This window comes from Dryocola boscaweniae (genome assembly GCF_025215095.1).
Classification (GTDB): domain Bacteria; phylum Pseudomonadota; class Gammaproteobacteria; order Enterobacterales; family Enterobacteriaceae; genus Dryocola; species Dryocola boscaweniae.
The window spans coordinates 336,086-352,071 of record NZ_JALHAP010000081.1 but is presented as its reverse complement, the minus strand read 5'-3'; the positions used below and the strand labels follow the sequence as shown (position 1 = coordinate 352,071).

Genomic DNA, 15,986 nt, shown 5'->3' with positions numbered 1-15,986 from the left:
AATCGTCAATGACCTGATTAACCCAGGCTGATCTGCACGTCTACACCGGCAGCCAGATCCAGACGCATCAGAGCATCAACGGTTTTCTCAGTTGGCTCAACGATGTCAACCAGACGCTTGTGAGTGCGGATCTCGTACTGATCGCGCGCGTCTTTGTTGACGTGCGGAGAGATCAGAACGGTAAAGCGCTCTTTGCGGGTCGGCAGCGGGATCGGACCACGGACTTGCGCACCAGTGCGCTTAGCAGTCTCGACGATTTCCGCAGTTGATTGATCGATCAGACGATGATCAAACGCTTTAAGGCGGATACGGATTCTTTGGTTCTGCATGAGACCAGAGCTCCAATTATTTTATAGACGAAAAAAATTACTACTCGAGCCCATTACGATTGATGGGAGAGTGTAATCGTTCATACATAGCCCCCCTGTTGGGGGCATTGTTGGCAGTAAAATCACTACCGGGGTTCATATCGAACCAGCCGTCAATTAAGACAGGCCCGCGCATTATACGTAAATACGGCCACTAAGCAAGCCATGCTTACGAATTAAACAGCCTTTTCTGCAATGAGCTCGTGCGAAGTTCCAGTTAGCTTGCAAAAAACAGCAAGCCTCTGCAAAACCCTGGAAGATGTTCCGAGTATTACTCAATCTATGTTTTTCCTCTCCAGCGTTCTGAATTAGTGTTGGCTCACTTTTTCAGGAGACTTACTTATGACTTTTCTCCCTCCCCTGCCGACGTTGATCTTTATCTTTATATACATTGCACTACTACTTCGGCTTAGCTGGATTGATTTTCGGGAACGTCTATTGCCAGACAATCTGACCTATCCGCTGCTGTGGACCGGGTTGTTGTTCCACGTTTTTATTTCTCCGGATAGCCTGGCTTCAGCCGTAACAGGAGCGGTTGCGGGTTACTTAACTTTGTGGTCTTTATACTGGTGCTACTTTTATCTGCGCAAACGTGAGGGTATAGGGTATGGAGATATAAAGCTGCTGGCGGCATTAGGCGCATGGCATGGCTGGCAAAATTTACAATGGATTGTATTAATCGCAGCGGGATGTGGTTTAGCGATGGCAGGGATAACGAAAGTCTGGCGAGTACCTTCTGAAAGCTTATTCACCACGCCGCTACCTTTTGGGCCCTGCCTTGCGATAGCGGGTGGCGTCACAGGATGGTTTAATCATTACCCTTTACAGATTAATGCGTTCAACTGGCCTCTTTAATCTGTGACTGGAGATAGTTCTGCAAACCAATTTTGGAAATCAAGTCCAGTTCCGTCTCAAGCCAGTCAATGTGATGTTCTTCCTCTGCGAGGATTTGAATCATCATGTCGCGGCTGACATAGTCATGGATGGTATCCGCATAGGCTATGGCTTCGCGCAGATCTTTAGCACCCTCCAGTTCCAGGTTGAGATCTGACTGCAGCATTTCCTCAACGTCTTCGCCGATTTGAAGTTTGCCAAGGTCCTGCAGGTTTGGAATGCCTTCAAGAAATAAAATACGTTCGATGTATTTATCGGCGTGCTTCATTTCATCGATGGATTCGTGGTATTCGACGTCGTTGAGGCGCATCAGGCCCCAGTTTTTGAACATTCTCGCATGGAGAAAATACTGATTGATCGCGACAAGCTCGTTTCCCAATAATTTATTGAGATAATTTATTATCTTAATATCACCTTTCATTTTTTACTCCCTCCGCTTCCACTACATGAAGCGTAGATGTAGCACGGAGTAAGTCAAAAAAAAGTGACTGACTTAAGCAATCTCTTTAAATTCCGGGATCTGTAACAGCTCTTCCTGCATGATTTCACGCGCTGCACGAACGCACTTTCCGCACTGATTTCCTACCGGGATAAACTTTCGAAGCTGCTGAAAAGATTGTGGCTGAAACTGGCGTACTGCCTGACGAATTTTTTTATCACTTACACCATTACACAAGCAAACGTACATAAGCACTCCCGTTCAATTTCTGCGCAAAGTGTAAATGAGAATAGTTATGATTACAATAGCACGCGCACGTTTGGTTCAAGGTACAAGCGGCAAAAAATACAAAAAAAAAGAGCGCCGAAGCGCTCTCTTTCATATAAAGGTATCAGCGATTAAGCGATAACTTTAGCAACAACACCCGCGCCAACGGTACGGCCGCCTTCACGGATTGCGAAACGCAGACCGTCGTCCATTGCGATTGGGTGGATCAGGGTAACAACCATTTTGATGTTGTCGCCCGGCATGACCATCTCTACGCCTTCCGGCAGTTCGATGGTGCCAGTCACGTCAGTTGTACGGAAGTAGAACTGTGGACGGTAGCCTTTGAAGAACGGAGTATGACGGCCGCCTTCATCCTTGGACAGGATATAAACTTCAGATTCGAACTGGGTGTGCGGCTTGATGGAGCCTGGCTTCGCCAGTACCTGACCACGTTCGATTTCTTCACGTTTGATACCACGCAGCAGAACACCAACGTTCTCACCGGCACGGCCTTCGTCCAGCAGTTTGCGGAACATTTCAACGCCGGTACAGGTAGACTTAGCAGTGTCTTTGATACCAACGATTTCAACTTCTTCGCCAACCTTGATGATACCGCGCTCCACACGACCGGTAACAACGGTACCACGGCCGGAGATGGAGAAGACGTCTTCGATTGGCAGCAGGAACGGCTTGTCGATAGCACGCTCTGGTTCCGGGATGTAAGAATCCAGGTAGCCTGCCAGTTCAACAATCTTCGCTTCCCACTCAGCTTCGCCTTCCAGCGCTTTCAGCGCAGAACCGCGAACGATTGGCGTGTCGTCGCCCGGGAAGTCGTACTGGGACAGAAGTTCACGCACTTCCATTTCCACCAGTTCCAGCAGTTCTTCATCATCAACCATGTCGCACTTGTTCAGGAACACGATGATGAAAGGAACGCCAACCTGACGACCCAGCAGGATGTGCTCACGGGTCTGTGGCATCGGGCCATCAGTCGCGGCAACAACCAGGATAGCGCCGTCCATCTGCGCAGCACCGGTGATCATGTTTTTAACGTAGTCGGCGTGCCCCGGGCAGTCAACGTGCGCGTAGTGGCGAGTCGGGGTGTCATATTCAACGTGAGAAGTGTTGATGGTGATACCACGAGCTTTTTCTTCCGGCGCGTTATCGATCTGGTCGAATGCGCGGGCAGAACCACCGTAGGTTTTAGCCAGAACGGTAGTGATTGCTGCAGTCAGAGTAGTTTTACCATGGTCAACGTGGCCGATTGTGCCGACGTTAACGTGCGGTTTTGTACGTTCAAATTTTTCTTTAGACACGGCTATATTCCTTACTATTGTGCTCTCCCCTCAAGGAGAGAGCACGGGATCATTGTTTTAAAAGCCTGGGCTTATTTACCACGGGCTTCGATAACGGCCTGAGCAACGTTGTTAGGCGCATCATCATACTTCAGGAATTCCATGGAGTAAGATGCACGGCCTTTGGTCAGAGAACGCAGCTGAGTTGCGTACCCGAACATTTCTGACAACGGAACTTCAGCATGAATCTGAACGCCAGTCGCGTTAGATTCCTGACCTTTCAGCTGACCACGACGACGGCTAAGGTCACCGATAACGTCACCGGTGTTCTCTTCCGGAGTTTCTACTTCAACCTTCATGATAGGCTCAAGCAGAACTGGTTTCGCTTTCTTAAAGCCATCTTTAAAGGCGATAGAAGCGGCCAGTTTAAACGCCAGCTCGGAGGAGTCAACGTCGTGGTAAGAACCGAAGTGCAGACGCACGCCCAGATCGACTACCGGGTAACCGGCCAGTGGACCAGACTTAAGCTGCTCCTGGATGCCTTTATCAACGGCAGGGATGTATTCACCAGGAATTACACCACCTTTGATGTCGTTGATGAACTCATAACCTTTCGGATTTGAACCCGGCTCCAGTGGGTACATGTCGATAACAACATGACCGTACTGACCACGACCACCAGACTGCTTGGCGTGCTTACCTTCGATATCGGTAACTTTCGCGCGAATCGCTTCACGGTAAGCAACCTGAGGTTTACCGACGTTCGCTTCAACGTTGAATTCACGCTTCATGCGGTCAACGATGATGTCGAGGTGCAGTTCACCCATACCAGCGATGATGGTCTGGTTAGATTCTTCATCAGTCCATACGCGGAATGATGGATCTTCTTTAGCCAGACGACCCAGAGCCAGACCCATTTTTTCCTGGTCAGCTTTGGTTTTTGGTTCAACCGCGATGGAGATTACCGGCTCCGGGAATTCCATACGTTCCAGAATGATAACGTTGTCTGGGTCACAGATGGTGTCACCCGTAGTCACGTCTTTCAGACCGATTGCAGCAGCGATGTCGCCCGCGCGAACTTCTTTTATCTCTTCACGTTTGTTAGCGTGCATCTGAACGATACGGCCAAAACGCTCACGAGCTGATTTCACTGGGTTATAAACGGTATCACCGGAGTTAACCACGCCAGAGTATACGCGGAAGAACGTCAGGTTACCCACGAACGGGTCGGTAGCGATTTTGAATGCCAGAGCCGCAAACGGCTCGTCATCGCTAGCGTGACGCTCAGAAGGCGTGTCTTTACCGTCGTCCAGAATACCGTTGATAGCAGGAACGTCAGTCGGCGCTGGTAGGTAATCAATTACCGCATCCAGCATTGCCTGAACGCCTTTGTTCTTAAACGCAGAACCACAGGTCACGAGAATGATCTCGTTGTTCAGAACACGCTGACGCAGAGCAGTCTTGATTTCTTCCTCGGTCAGCTCTTCGCCGCCCAGGTATTTTTCCATCAGCTCTTCAGATGCTTCTGCTGCGGACTCGATCAGGTTCTGGTGCCATTCGTCAGCCAGATCCTGCATGTCTGCAGGGATATCTTCGTATTCGAAGGTCACGCCAGCATCAGCTTCGTTCCAGTTGATGGCTTTCATTTTCACCAGGTCAACAACACCGGTGAAGCCTTCTTCGGCACCAATCGCCAGCTGAAGCGGAACAGGGTTCGCGCCCAGACGGGATTTGATCTGGCCTACAACTTTCAGGAAGTTAGCACCCATGCGGTCCATTTTGTTAACGAACGCGATGCGTGGAACTTTGTATTTGTTAGCCTGACGCCATACGGTTTCAGACTGTGGCTGAACACCACCAACTGCGCAGTAAACCATTACCGCACCGTCAAGCACACGCATGGAACGTTCTACTTCGATGGTGAAGTCAACGTGCCCTGGGGTGTCGATGATGTTTACGCGGTGCGGTTCATACTGCTTAGCCATACCTGACCAGAATGCAGTAGTTGCAGCGGAGGTAATGGTGATACCACGTTCCTGCTCCTGCTCCATCCAGTCCATGGTGGCTGCGCCGTCATGAACTTCACCGATTTTATGGTTTACACCGGTGTAGAACAGAATACGTTCGGTAGTAGTGGTTTTACCGGCGTCGATGTGTGCACTGATACCGATGTTACGGTAGCGTGCAATGGGTGTTGTACGAGCCATTTGATTCCTCTATATCCTGGGACGTTCAATTAAGTAACCCAAAGCGGGCAGCTTTTTTGAAGCGCCCGCCTGGTGACTAACACTCCGAAGGGATTACCAACGGTAGTGAGCGAACGCCTTGTTGGCTTCAGCCATACGGTGAACGTCTTCACGTTTCTTAACTGCAGTACCTTTGTTCTCTGCAGCATCAGAAAGTTCGTTCGCCAGGCGAAGAGCCATGGATTTATCACCGCGTTTACGAGCAGCTTCTACGATCCAACGCATTGCCAGGGCATTACGACGAACCGGACGGACTTCTACTGGAACCTGATAAGTAGAACCACCTACGCGGCGGGACTTAACTTCGACAGTCGGGCGAACGTTGTCCAGAGCGACTTCGAAAGCTTCCAGTTCGTTTTTACCAGAACGCTGAGCCAGGGTCTCCAGCGCGGTATAGACGATTGCTTCTGCAGTAGATTTTTTACCATCTACCATCAGGATGTTTACAAATTTGGCCAGCAGTTCTGATCCGAACTTAGGATCCGGCAGAATTTTACGTTGACCAATGACGCGACGACGTGGCATGGAAATACTCCGTTGTTAATTCAGGATTGTCCAAAACTCAAAGAGTTTAGTTTTGACATTAATTTAAAACGTTTGGCCTTACTTAACGGAGAACCATTAAGCCTTAGGACGCTTCACGCCGTACTTGGAACGAGATTGCTTACGGTCTTTAACGCCGGAGCAGTCAAGTGCACCACGAACGGTGTGGTAACGAACACCTGGCAAGTCTTTAACACGACCACCACGGATCAGGATCACGGAGTGCTCCTGCAGGTTGTGACCTTCACCACCGATATAGGAGGTAACTTCAAAACCGTTAGTCAGACGAACACGGCAAACTTTACGCAGTGCGGAGTTCGGTTTTTTAGGAGTGGTGGTATATACACGAGTACATACACCACGTTTTTGCGGGCAGGCTTCCAGCGCAGGCACGTTGCTCTTTGCAACTTTGCGTGCGCGTGGTTTGCGAACCAGCTGGTTAACTGTTGCCATTAAATAGCTCCTGGTTTTAGCTTTTGCTTCGTAAACACGTAATAAAACGGCCTCATATAATATGAGGACGCAGAATTTTAGGGCTGAGCCGAAAAGGTGTCAAGAAATATACAGCGATCCTGGGTTACCAGGTCATCTGCCGTTCGTGTTTAATCGTCAATCTGACGAAATCATTATAGCTGACCGTGTCGATTTTGGATGAAATTTGAGCAGCCAGGCCGCGGGCTTCGAGATCTTCTTGCAGAGCGCTGATAGATATTGGGGCTTCGAGCAGCAATTCAAGGTAGCGGCCGCCCTTTATTGCTGCAATCACTCCATCCTGCAGCAGCAGCAAATCATCCCCTGCGTTCATACAGCGCAAGAGCGTATCAAGATCAGCATTAAAAGGTGACTGGCGTAAAATATGCAGCATGAGCGCCTCAGAAAGTGAGTACTACATCAAACTGATGCAGTTTTTCCCGCAGCGCATCCGGATCCAGAGGAGTCACATCCACGACCCATGCGCTGTTTTCAGATAACCCGCGCACTCGCGCGGACTCTGCGCAAAGGTAGCACTGCTCGATATCGTAGAGCGGCAATACGCGAAACGTCGCGATGTAATCACGGGAAAGAATTTTGTCCGGCTGCTGGCCCGGCAAGATTTGAAACACGCCGTCCCCCACAAAGAAAACGCCAATGTCTTCGGATAATGCGGAAGCGGCGAGTAAAGCATCCAGCCCTTCCCGGCCTGCCGAAGTACCGTGCGGGGCAGATTTAAACACAAAGGCAACGCGTTTCATCAGAACTGCACCATTCTTTCGCAGGTAAGTGAGGCTTCAGCCAATGCGCCAAGCCCGCTCAACGTAAAACCCGCCTGGAGATTGCTCGCGGTAAGCTCGTGCTGTTTTGCCTCAACATCATCAATTACCCCACGGCGCAATGCGGCTGCCACACAAATGTGCAGTTCTACACCGTGACGTTCGTGGAGTTTCTGCCAGGCCCGCACCAAATCAACTTCATCGCTTGCAGGAGTTGTGAGTTCATTGGCATTAAACACGCCTTCACGATAGAAAAAAACGCTGCTTAAAGTGTGCCCTTCGGCAACAACAGCCTGAGCAAATTGCAATGCGCTACTCGCCTGTTGCGTCCCGTAAGCCGGGCCGGTCACCATCATGGCGAAACGCATTTACTTTTCGTGCCCCAGAAAATCACCGTTTTTAAACTGGCGGATATAGAGATAAACCGTGTGCTTAGAAATATTCAAACGGTCCGCCACCTGGTTAATCGCATCTTTAATATCAAAGATGCCCTTCTCGTAAAGGTTAAGGACAATCTGACGATTTTTAGCGTTGTTCGACACGTTGCGATCGGCGTTCACCTCTTCGATGGTGAATTCCAGCGTTTGCATCACCAGGTCCTCAACGGAAGAAGCGAAGTTGACCGAAGACGGCACTTCCTGATCCTGGGTCTCTGGCGGAATGAAGGTCGACATGATCTGCGAGAAAGGCACATCAAGGTTCATATTGATACACAAAAGGCCAATCACACGCTGGTCACGGTTGCGAATAGCGATAGTAACGGATTTCATCAGTACGCCGCTTTTAGCGCGCGTAAAGTAGCACTTAGATACGCTGCTGTCCGCGCCGGTCATATCGTGGAGCATGCGCAGTGCCAAATCGGTAATCGGTGAACCAATTTTTCGCCCGGTGTGCTCACCGTTTGCAATACGAATCGCTGAACACTTCAGATCCTGAAGGGAATGCAGCACGATTTCGCAATGGGAACCAATCAGCATCGCTAACCCGTCAACGACCGCTTCATAGGATTTTAATATTTCGAAGTCGGTTTGTTCAAAGGGACGCTGGTCCAGTAAATCGAGTTCACTGGTTTCGTTGGTTAAAAGCGAATTGGACATTTAAAAATACCACCCTCTACAGAGAGCCTGTCGCGCTTTAATGGTATCAGGGCAGACTCAAACTCAGGAAACGCTGACCGCTAAGGTAATACACCGTAAGACCCGCTTTCCAGTTTTTATTATTATATCCCGCTACAAATAAAAAACCGCCGCCCCAGGGGCGGCGGTTAATCACTGATTACTTGCTCTTGGCAGCTTCTGCTTCAGCAGCAACATCAGGCTTGGCGTCAGCTTTTGGAGCCGGTTTGATATCCAGCAACTCCACGTCGAAGACTAAAGTAGAATTAGCAGGAATTCCCGGAACGCCAGTTTTGCCGTAGGCCAGCTCTGGTGGGATAACCATCTTGATTTTGCCGCCTTTCTTGATATTTTTCAGGCCTTCGGTCCAGCCTGGGATAACACCATCAAGGCGGAAAGAGAGTGGCTCACCGCGAGTGTAAGAGTTGTCGAATTCTTTACCGTCGATCAGCGTACCTTTGTAGTTGACGACTACGGTGTCGCTGTCTTTCGGCGCATCACCGGTACCTTCTTTATCTACTTTGTACAGCAGACCGGTGGAAGAGGTCTTCACCCCTTTTTCTTTTGCGAAAGTATCGCGGAAGGCTTTGCCTTTATCCGCATTTTCCTTCGCGTCTTTTTCCATTTTCGCCTGAGCGGAAGTCTTCACGCGGGCTTCAAACGCCTGCAAAGTCTGCTCGATTTCCTGGTCAGACAATTTGCTCTTATCCGCAAACGCGTCCTGAACGCCAGCGATCAACTGAGCCTTGTCCAGTTTAATGCCCAGTTTTTCTTGTTCTTTCAGGGAGTTTTCCATGTAACGGCCAAGCGAAGCACCCAGTGCATACGCAGACTTCTGATCGTCATTTTTGAATGCTGCGTTGCTCGCAGGAGCGGCATCTTTTGCGGCAGCGGCTGGAGCAGCAAACGCCGGAGCGCTCAGGGTAACGGCCATCGTGGTCGCCAGAAGCGTTACTTTAAACAATGATTTCATCCATTTCTCCAGGGCCGGGGCCTCTAACCCCAAGGTTATTTTCAACTAAGAGACGTACTATAACGTCGCGGGAGAAATCTACACAATCTCCGCGCTCGTTATCGAGTCAAATTCAGACTCTTTTTGTATAAAGAAGTTTCGTGAAAGGCCAAATGGCACTGTAACAAGAGATAATTTTCAGTAGAATCGCGGGAAAATGTCCATCTGCAGGCCAAAGAGGTAAGCCATGCAACAAAAAACGACCGAACAGCGGCTGGAAGAACTTGAGAGTCGTCTCGCTTTCCAGGAGATAACGATTGAGGAGTTAAATCAGACGGTAACGGCTCACGAACTGGAGATGGTCAAACTGCGTGAGCATTTTCGTTTGTTGGTTGAAAAACTGAAAGCCAGCCAGCCTTCTATGATTGCCTCGCAGGCTGAGGAAACTCCGCCTCCGCACTATTAATTTCCCCTGATAAAAGAAAAAGGCGTGTCTGAGACACGCCTTTTTTATCGCTTCATGCTTAGTGGCAGCCGCAGCCACCGTTACCGCCGCAACCACCTTTACCGTGGTCATGGTCGTGATCATGATCGTGGCCGTGACCACCGCAGCAACCGTCACCGTGTTCGTGGTGATGATCGTGCTCGCCGTGAACGTGGCCATGAGCCAGTTCTTCAGCGGTTGCTTCACGAATTGCGATAACTTCAACGTTAAAGTTCAGGTTTTGACCTGCCAGCATGTGGTTGCCGTCAACCACAACGTGGTCGTCTTCAACTTCGGTGATTTCAACCGGGACTGGGCCCTGGTCGGTTTCCGCCATAAAGCGCATGCCGACCTGCAGTTCGTCAACGCCCATGAAGACGTCTTTCGGTACGCGTTGCACCAGGTTTTCGTCATACTGACCATAAGCGTCGTTAGCGCCTACGCTCACATCAAAACGATCGCCAACTACGTGGCCTTCAAGCGCGTTTTCCAGCCCTGAAATCAGGGAGCCGTGACCATGCAGATAGTCCAGCGGCGCACTCACCGGAGACTCATCAACCAACACACCGTCTTCTGTACGTACCTGATAGGCCAGGCTGACCACCAGGTCTTTTGCTACTTTCATGATATCTCCTGAGCGTGGGAAAAAAACTGGCGACGATTGTAGCGGAAATCGACGCCGGTGTACCCTTAAGCTTAAAAAAACTCGGGGGATCTCGCTAGTCCGGATGAAAAATGCCGATCACCTGCTCTTGCTCACGCACATGTTCGCGGGCCTGTTTGTCCGCTTCACGCATCTGATGCCCGCACTTAACACACTCAACAATATCAATATTGTTTTCACGCCACATGGCGAGAGAGTCCTGAGCCTGGCAATGAGGGCACACCGCACCGGCAATAAAACGCTTGCGCACTGACATTGGCTTCACCTGAAGTTGCTGACAAAAAGGGAAAAAACGTGGTTTTCCCTCTTTGTGGTTATCTGCCGAAAACCAATAAATTGATTTTCCTGGTTTATTTATTTTCGCCGTCTGACGATTTGTCTATTACAGAGATTTTTTCAATGGCCTGGTTTGCTATTCGAATTCATCCCAGCCATCGAGCTGGCGACGTTCTTGTTGCATTTCACGTTCAAATATCTCCTCCAGCTCCCGACGCGCTTCCTTCACTCTGGAAATCTGCGCGGTATCGGTATGAATTGGCATAAGTTCACGCAGCATACGCATATCCAGACGACGAAAATGCTGTTGCGCGCGATGCGCCTGGTGAGGATGCATGCCGAGCGTCATCAAAGTCTTGCGTCCTAGCTCCAGCGCGCTGGAGAAAGTTTCACGCGAGAATTGCTTCACGCCAGCCTGTAAAAGCTCATGCGCCTCAACACGCCCGCGGGCCCGCGCCAGAATCGACAGATGTGGAAAGTGCTGTTGACATAGTTGGACGATCCGCATCGTGTCTTCCGGCTCGTTACAGGTAATGACGATAGATTTTGCCGCTTCAGCGCCCGCTGAGCGCAACAGCTCATACTCGGTCGCGTCGCCGTAATAAACTTTATAGCCATATTTGCGCATCAGGCTGACAGAACTGATATCCCGCTCAAGCACTGTGATACGCATTTTATTGGCCATTAACAAGCGGCCGATCACCTGCCCAAAACGCCCGAAGCCAACGATAATCACCTGCGGCTGATCGTCTTCAACATAAGGCTTCTCATCCGGCTCGTCATCACTGTTAAAACGCCGCGCAAGAATGGCATCCACGCCCTTCATTAATAATGGCGTGGTCATCATAGATAATGTGACCGTCACCAACAGCAGCGGCATCTGATCGCCCTGAAACAGCTTCTGCGAAGAGGCAGTAGAAAACAGAACAAAAGCAAATTCACCGCCCTGACTCAGCACGCCTGAAAACTGCAGCCTTTCAGAACTTCGCAACCCGTAAACGTGAGAGATGCCGTAAAGCACGGCAAACTTCACCGCCACCAGCACAATAACGCCGAGAAGCACGAATAATAAATGGGTATAGAGCACGCCCAGATTCAGGGCCATCCCCACGGAAATAAAGAACAGACCCAGCAATAATCCCTTAAACGGATCGATGGCAATTTCCAGTTCATGCCTGTATTCGCTCTCAGCCAGAAGCACGCCTGCGATAAAGGTTCCCAATGCCATCGAAAGCCCCAGGGCATCCATAAACAGCGCCGACCCCAGCACCAGCAGCAGCGCCGCAGCCGTAAAGACTTCACGCACGCCGGAACCGGCAATAAAGCGGAACAAAGGCCGCAAAAGATAACGACCGCCAATCAGCATGCCTGCAAAAGCAAGAACCTTAAAACCGACCTTTATCCAGTCCGTGTGGCCGTTGTCATTGCCTGCAAGTAGCGGCACCAGCGCCAAAGCAGGGATAACAGCCAAATCCTGAAACAGCAGCACCGAAAACCCGAGCTGCCCTGCTTCATTACGATTCATGCCCTTATCACGCATCAGTTGCAGGGCCATCGCGGTTGAAGACATAGCAAGTCCGATGCCGCCGATAACCGCCGCCTGCCAGGAGAACTGGGTCAGAATCAGCAGCCCGGCGAGGATAACGGCGCTCAGAATAACCTGCGCTGCACCGACGCCAAATATCGAACGCCGTAGCTGCCAGAGTTTTGAAGAATTCAATTCCAGCCCGATGATAAACATCAGGAACACCACGCCCATCTCAGAAAAATGAAGGATTTCATCCACATCGCTGATAAAAGCTAACCCCCACGGCCCGATAGCAATCCCCGCCAGCAAATAGCCCAGCACCGCGCCAATGCCCAGACGGGCGGCAATGGGAACCGCGACAACCGCCGCAAATAAAAACAGCACGCCCGCGAACAATAAGTCAGAACTTTCCATCAACGTCCTCCCGGCGGTAACGGCGAAGCCAACCATTCACCATACGCCTTCGCATGGCTGGCAAGTTCCACGGGGGATTGTCGACGAGCCCAATAAACAATAATGGGATTCATCCAGTGCATGCGGCACATCGCCGCCGTCAGCTCAAAAGGCCGCAAAATATCGGTCAGGGGAGAACGGTTAAAGCCATCGTGACGGTAAGCGCCTTCCGGCTCTCCCGTTGTGATGACGTTCCGCCAGTACTTTCCCGCAAGGGCTGTGCCTCCCACGCCGCTGGCAAAGCCACGGCTTAGTACGCGGTCCAGCCACTCTTTAAGCAACGCCGGGCAGCTATAGGTATAAAGCGGATGTTGGAAGACGATGACATCATGTTCTTGTAGCAATGCCTGCTCATGATAGATATCGATAAAAAAATCAGGATAGTGCGCATAAAGGTCATGCACGGTAACATTTGCAAGCTGCTCGGCCGGTTGGAGCAAAACCCGGTTTGCCACCGAGTCCTGTGATTCCGGATGGGCATACAGCAGCAAAACTTTCGGCGGCTGCGACATCATTACCCTCCAGGGCGTCGTCATAGTGATTTTTTTGGGCTACCATGCAGCCCGACGCGGTGCCCTACGCATCACGTTACCCAAATATAATGACAATTTAACATACTCTGAACATACGGCGCTTTATGATTGTTTTCTCCTCGTTACAAATTCGTCGCGGCACCCGCGTCCTGCTGGATAACGCCACCGCCACCATTAACCCGGGCCAGAAAGTGGGGCTTGTGGGTAAAAACGGCTGCGGTAAATCCACGCTGCTGGCGCTTTTAAAGAACGAGATTAGCGCCGATGGTGGAAGTATGACTTTCCCGGGCAACTGGGCGCTGGCCTGGGTTAATCAGGAAACTCCGGCGCTGGAAATGCCCGCCATTGAATACGTTATTGATGGCGATCGTGAGTTCCGTCAGCTTGAAGCTGAGCTGGAGCAGGCGAATATTCGCAACGACGGACACGCCATCGCTCTCGTGCATGGCAAGCTTGATGCGGTTGACGCATGGACTATCCGCTCCCGCGCCTCAAGCCTGCTTCACGGTTTAGGTTTTAGCAATGAACAGCTCGAACGTCCGGTAAGCGATTTTTCCGGCGGCTGGCGCATGCGTTTAAACCTCGCGCAGGCGCTGATTTGCCGCTCAGATTTATTGCTGCTTGATGAACCAACCAACCACCTGGATTTGGATGCCGTCATCTGGCTGGAAAGATGGCTGAAAAACTATCCGGGCACGTTGATTCTGATTTCGCATGACCGCGATTTCCTCGACCCGGTTGTCGGCAAAATCATTCATATCGAGCAGCAAAGCCTGTTCGAATATACCGGCAACTATTCCTCATTTGAGGGCCAGCGCGCGACGCGCCTTGCTCAGCAGCAGTCGATGTACGAAAGCCAGCAGGAACGCGTCGCGCACCTGCAAAGCTTTATCGATCGGTTTAAAGCGAAGGCCTCCAAAGCGAAGCAGGCGCAAAGCCGCGTTAAGATGCTAGAACGTATGGAATTGATTGCCCCGGCGCACGTGGACAATCCGTTCCATTTCAGCTTCCGCGCGCCGGAAAGCCTGCCTAATCCGTTACTGCGTATGGAAAAAGTCAGCGCGGGCTATGGCGACTGTGTGATTTTGAATTCCATCAAACTGAATCTGGTTCCCGGTTCACGTATCGGCCTGTTAGGCCGCAACGGCGCGGGTAAATCAACGCTAATTAAGCTGCTGGCGGGCGAACTGGCGCCGCTGCAGGGCGATATTGGTCTGGCGAAGGGCATCAAGCTTGGCTACTTCGCGCAGCATCAGCTTGAATATCTTCGTGCCGACGAATCGCCTCTTCAGCATCTCGCGCGCATTGCGCCTAAAGAGCTGGAACAACAGCTACGCGACTACCTTGGCGGCTTCGGTTTCCAGGGCGATAAAGTTACAGAGCAAACGGCACGTTTTTCCGGCGGTGAAAAAGCCCGCCTCGTGCTGGCGCTGGTTGTCTGGCAGCGCCCTAACCTGCTGCTGCTCGATGAACCGACCAACCACCTTGACCTCGACATGCGCCAGGCGCTGACCGAAGCGCTGATTGATTTCGAAGGCGCGCTGGTTGTTGTCTCGCACGACCGTCACCTGCTGCGCTCAACTACCGACGACCTTTACCTGGTGCATGACGGCAAAGTCGAAGCCTTTGATGGCGATCTGGAAGATTATCAGCAGTGGCTGAGCGATCTGCAAAAGCAGGGAAACCTGCCGGAAGACGCGACAAAAGATAACGTCAACAGCGCCCAGGCCCGTAAAGATCAAAAACGCCGGGAAGCGGAATTACGCACCCAGACGCAGCCGCTGCGCAAGCAAATCACCCGGCTTGAGAAGCAGATGGAAAAGCTGAACGCACAGCTTGCGGAAGTAGAAGAGAAGCTGGCCGACAGCGCCATTTACGATCAAAGCCGTAAAGCGGAAATGACCGAATGCCTGCAAACCCAGGTGAAAGTGAAGTCGGCGCTTGAGGAGTGCGAAATGGAATGGCTGGACGCACACGAGCAGCTAGAACAGATGATGCAGGGCGAATAATCGCCCACATCAAAACTGATTTAGTGCCAAATCAGCAGTACACAGGCCGCTGTCAGCAAGCCCATAAAGATGTTAAAGATGGCCCAGGCGCGGCGGCTGCGGAGCAGTTTGCCAATCAGACTGCCAAAGGCAATCCAGATAACGCCTGCCACAATGTTGACCAGCGCAATGCCGATGCTGATTAACACAACGGAATGCAGATACTCTGAACCGGCCAGGCTAAAACTGGCTACTGCGCCAAGCGCCATCAGCCACGCTTTTGGGTTGATTACCTGAAGCAAGCCGCCCTGCCAGAACGGGATGGGAGCAGGCGCAGGGGCATCGGTTTCCAGGCGTTCGTAGGTCGCCGTACCGATTTTCCAGGCCAGCCACAAAAGATAAGCGCTACCGGCAATCTTCAGGATAAGGTGCAGCGCAGGATACACCAGAATCAGGCTGCCCACGCCACAGGCCACCAGCAACAGAATGCACTGCATGCCCAGCATGATGCCTATCATCAGCGGTAAACTGCGCAAAAAACCGTAGTTGGCTCCGGACGAGGTAAGTAACGTATTATTAGGACCCGGTGTGATGGCTGCGACCCAAAGAAAACCAAGCATTGAAAAGAAAAGCGTTTCCATGACGTGGGTGCTCCACACCCAAAGATAATAATTAGCAAACAAAATGAAAC

General features: G+C 51.1%; 20 protein-coding genes. 3 read left to right on the top strand and 17 right to left on the bottom strand.

The window, feature by feature from the left end; genetic code table 11:
• Positions 1-17: 17 nt before the first annotated feature.
• Positions 18-329 carry a 30S ribosomal protein S10 gene (gene rpsJ / locus MUA00_RS17180; RefSeq protein ID WP_001181005.1) on the bottom strand — a complete coding sequence of 104 codons (312 nt, stop codon included), beginning with the start codon at positions 327-329 and terminating at the stop codon, positions 18-20.
• Positions 330-710: 381 nt separating this feature from the next.
• On the opposite strand from rpsJ, the gene MUA00_RS17175 reads away from it, so the two are divergent.
• Positions 711-1,223, top strand: a complete 513-nt coding sequence (locus MUA00_RS17175) for a prepilin peptidase (protein WP_271124231.1) — start codon at positions 711-713, stop codon at positions 1,221-1,223.
• Here MUA00_RS17175 and bfr read toward each other — a convergent pair.
• The 11 genes from bfr to fkpA all read right to left on the bottom strand — a co-directional run bounded on the left by bfr (position 1,207) and on the right by fkpA (position 9,390).
• On the bottom strand, positions 1,207-1,683 hold the full coding sequence (bfr, locus tag MUA00_RS17170) for a bacterioferritin (protein ID WP_271124230.1): 477 nt from the start codon (positions 1,681-1,683) through the stop codon (positions 1,207-1,209). The two genes, MUA00_RS17175 and bfr, sit on opposite strands and share 17 nt — an antisense overlap.
• Positions 1,684-1,755: 72 nt before the next feature.
• Complete coding sequence (gene bfd, locus MUA00_RS17165; protein WP_121264415.1) at positions 1,756-1,950, bottom strand: bacterioferritin-associated ferredoxin; 195 nt, start codon at positions 1,948-1,950, stop codon at positions 1,756-1,758.
• Positions 1,951-2,099: 149 nt separating this feature from the next.
• The gene (tuf, locus tag MUA00_RS17160; protein WP_271121281.1) at positions 2,100-3,284 is read right to left on the bottom strand and encodes an elongation factor Tu; all 1,185 of its coding nucleotides are present in this window, start codon (positions 3,282-3,284) and stop codon (positions 2,100-2,102) included.
• A 71-nt stretch (positions 3,285-3,355) separates the two neighbouring features.
• Positions 3,356-5,470, bottom strand: a complete 2,115-nt coding sequence (gene fusA / locus MUA00_RS17155; RefSeq protein WP_271124229.1) for an elongation factor G — start codon at positions 5,468-5,470, stop codon at positions 3,356-3,358.
• 93 nt (positions 5,471-5,563) lie between these two features.
• Positions 5,564-6,034: a 30S ribosomal protein S7 gene (gene rpsG / locus MUA00_RS17150; RefSeq protein ID WP_017803037.1), complete on the bottom strand. Its 471-nt coding sequence runs from the start codon at positions 6,032-6,034 to the stop codon at positions 5,564-5,566.
• 96 nt (positions 6,035-6,130) lie between these two features.
• Positions 6,131-6,505, bottom strand: coding sequence for a 30S ribosomal protein S12 (gene rpsL, locus MUA00_RS17145; RefSeq protein ID WP_003023654.1), 375 nt, complete (start codon positions 6,503-6,505; stop codon positions 6,131-6,133).
• Positions 6,506-6,629: 124 nt separating this feature from the next.
• Complete coding sequence (gene tusB / locus MUA00_RS17140) at positions 6,630-6,917, bottom strand: sulfurtransferase complex subunit TusB (protein WP_271124228.1); 288 nt, start codon at positions 6,915-6,917, stop codon at positions 6,630-6,632.
• Between the two features lie 7 nt (positions 6,918-6,924).
• Positions 6,925-7,284 (bottom strand): sulfurtransferase complex subunit TusC, encoded by a 360-nt coding sequence (tusC, locus tag MUA00_RS17135; protein WP_271124227.1) that lies wholly within the window; start codon positions 7,282-7,284, stop codon positions 6,925-6,927.
• Positions 7,284-7,670, bottom strand: coding sequence for a sulfurtransferase complex subunit TusD (tusD, locus tag MUA00_RS17130; RefSeq protein WP_271124226.1), 387 nt, complete (start codon positions 7,668-7,670; stop codon positions 7,284-7,286). The genes tusC and tusD overlap by 1 nt, the downstream gene beginning before the upstream one ends.
• A complete protein-coding gene (locus MUA00_RS17125; RefSeq protein WP_271124225.1) occupies positions 7,671-8,399 on the bottom strand; it encodes a helix-turn-helix transcriptional regulator in 729 nt (242 codons plus the stop codon).
• A 178-nt stretch (positions 8,400-8,577) separates the two neighbouring features.
• A complete protein-coding gene (fkpA, locus tag MUA00_RS17120; protein WP_271124224.1) occupies positions 8,578-9,390 on the bottom strand; it encodes an FKBP-type peptidyl-prolyl cis-trans isomerase in 813 nt (270 codons plus the stop codon).
• 226 nt (positions 9,391-9,616) lie between these two features.
• Here fkpA and MUA00_RS17115 point away from each other — a divergent pair, with 226 nt between their 5' ends.
• Positions 9,617-9,835, top strand: coding sequence for a protein SlyX (locus MUA00_RS17115; protein ID WP_121267441.1), 219 nt, complete (start codon positions 9,617-9,619; stop codon positions 9,833-9,835).
• Between the two features lie 58 nt (positions 9,836-9,893).
• Here the strand turns inward: MUA00_RS17115 and slyD are convergent, their stop codons facing one another.
• From slyD to kefG, 4 genes are all read right to left on the bottom strand, one after another.
• Positions 9,894-10,478 carry a peptidylprolyl isomerase gene (gene slyD, locus MUA00_RS17110; protein ID WP_167614281.1) on the bottom strand — a complete coding sequence of 195 codons (585 nt, stop codon included), beginning with the start codon at positions 10,476-10,478 and terminating at the stop codon, positions 9,894-9,896.
• Between the two features lie 94 nt (positions 10,479-10,572).
• A complete protein-coding gene (locus MUA00_RS17105) occupies positions 10,573-10,773 on the bottom strand; it encodes a YheV family putative zinc ribbon protein (protein WP_121267443.1) in 201 nt (66 codons plus the stop codon).
• A gap of 156 nt (positions 10,774-10,929) precedes the next feature.
• Positions 10,930-12,735: a glutathione-regulated potassium-efflux system protein KefB gene (gene kefB, locus MUA00_RS17100; protein WP_271124223.1), complete on the bottom strand. Its 1,806-nt coding sequence runs from the start codon at positions 12,733-12,735 to the stop codon at positions 10,930-10,932.
• Positions 12,735-13,289 (bottom strand): glutathione-regulated potassium-efflux system ancillary protein KefG, encoded by a 555-nt coding sequence (gene kefG / locus MUA00_RS17095; RefSeq protein WP_271124222.1) that lies wholly within the window; start codon positions 13,287-13,289, stop codon positions 12,735-12,737. The genes kefB and kefG overlap by 1 nt, the downstream gene beginning before the upstream one ends.
• Before the next feature lie 122 nt (positions 13,290-13,411).
• On the opposite strand from kefG, the gene MUA00_RS17090 reads away from it, so the two are divergent.
• Positions 13,412-15,316 (top strand): ABC transporter ATP-binding protein, encoded by a 1,905-nt coding sequence (locus MUA00_RS17090; protein WP_271124221.1) that lies wholly within the window; start codon positions 13,412-13,414, stop codon positions 15,314-15,316.
• Between the two features lie 20 nt (positions 15,317-15,336).
• Here MUA00_RS17090 and MUA00_RS17085 read toward each other — a convergent pair whose 3' ends face one another.
• A complete protein-coding gene (locus MUA00_RS17085; protein ID WP_271124220.1) occupies positions 15,337-15,936 on the bottom strand; it encodes a LysE family translocator in 600 nt (199 codons plus the stop codon).
• Between the last annotated feature and the right edge of the window lie 50 nt (positions 15,937-15,986).

Bases quoted from the DNA above. Each gene is read 5' to 3' on its own strand.
- rpsJ (WP_001181005.1), bottom strand. From the start codon at position 329: ATGCAGAACCAAAGAATCCGTATCCGCCTTAAAGCGTTTGATCATCGT.
- MUA00_RS17175 (WP_271124231.1), top strand. From the start codon at position 711: ATGACTTTTCTCCCTCCCCTGCCGACGTTGATCTTTATCTTTATATAC.
- bfr (WP_271124230.1), bottom strand. From the start codon at position 1,683: ATGAAAGGTGATATTAAGATAATAAATTATCTCAATAAATTATTGGGA.
- bfd (WP_121264415.1), bottom strand. From the start codon at position 1,950: ATGTACGTTTGCTTGTGTAATGGTGTAAGTGATAAAAAAATTCGTCAG.
- fusA (WP_271124229.1), bottom strand. From the start codon at position 5,470: ATGGCTCGTACAACACCCATTGCACGCTACCGTAACATCGGTATCAGT.
- rpsG (WP_017803037.1), bottom strand. From the start codon at position 6,034: ATGCCACGTCGTCGCGTCATTGGTCAACGTAAAATTCTGCCGGATCCT.
- rpsL (WP_003023654.1), bottom strand. From the start codon at position 6,505: ATGGCAACAGTTAACCAGCTGGTTCGCAAACCACGCGCACGCAAAGTT.
- tusB (WP_271124228.1), bottom strand. From the start codon at position 6,917: ATGCTGCATATTTTACGCCAGTCACCTTTTAATGCTGATCTTGATACG.
- tusC (WP_271124227.1), bottom strand. From the start codon at position 7,284: ATGAAACGCGTTGCCTTTGTGTTTAAATCTGCCCCGCACGGTACTTCG.
- tusD (WP_271124226.1), bottom strand. From the start codon at position 7,670: ATGCGTTTCGCCATGATGGTGACCGGCCCGGCTTACGGGACGCAACAG.
- MUA00_RS17125 (WP_271124225.1), bottom strand. From the start codon at position 8,399: ATGTCCAATTCGCTTTTAACCAACGAAACCAGTGAACTCGATTTACTG.
- fkpA (WP_271124224.1), bottom strand. From the start codon at position 9,390: ATGAAATCATTGTTTAAAGTAACGCTTCTGGCGACCACGATGGCCGTT.
- MUA00_RS17115 (WP_121267441.1), top strand. From the start codon at position 9,617: ATGCAACAAAAAACGACCGAACAGCGGCTGGAAGAACTTGAGAGTCGT.
- slyD (WP_167614281.1), bottom strand. From the start codon at position 10,478: ATGAAAGTAGCAAAAGACCTGGTGGTCAGCCTGGCCTATCAGGTACGT.
- MUA00_RS17105 (WP_121267443.1), bottom strand. From the start codon at position 10,773: ATGTCAGTGCGCAAGCGTTTTATTGCCGGTGCGGTGTGCCCTCATTGC.
- kefB (WP_271124223.1), bottom strand. From the start codon at position 12,735: ATGGAAAGTTCTGACTTATTGTTCGCGGGCGTGCTGTTTTTATTTGCG.
- kefG (WP_271124222.1), bottom strand. From the start codon at position 13,289: ATGATGTCGCAGCCGCCGAAAGTTTTGCTGCTGTATGCCCATCCGGAA.
- MUA00_RS17090 (WP_271124221.1), top strand. From the start codon at position 13,412: ATGATTGTTTTCTCCTCGTTACAAATTCGTCGCGGCACCCGCGTCCTG.
- MUA00_RS17085 (WP_271124220.1), bottom strand. From the start codon at position 15,936: ATGGAAACGCTTTTCTTTTCAATGCTTGGTTTTCTTTGGGTCGCAGCC.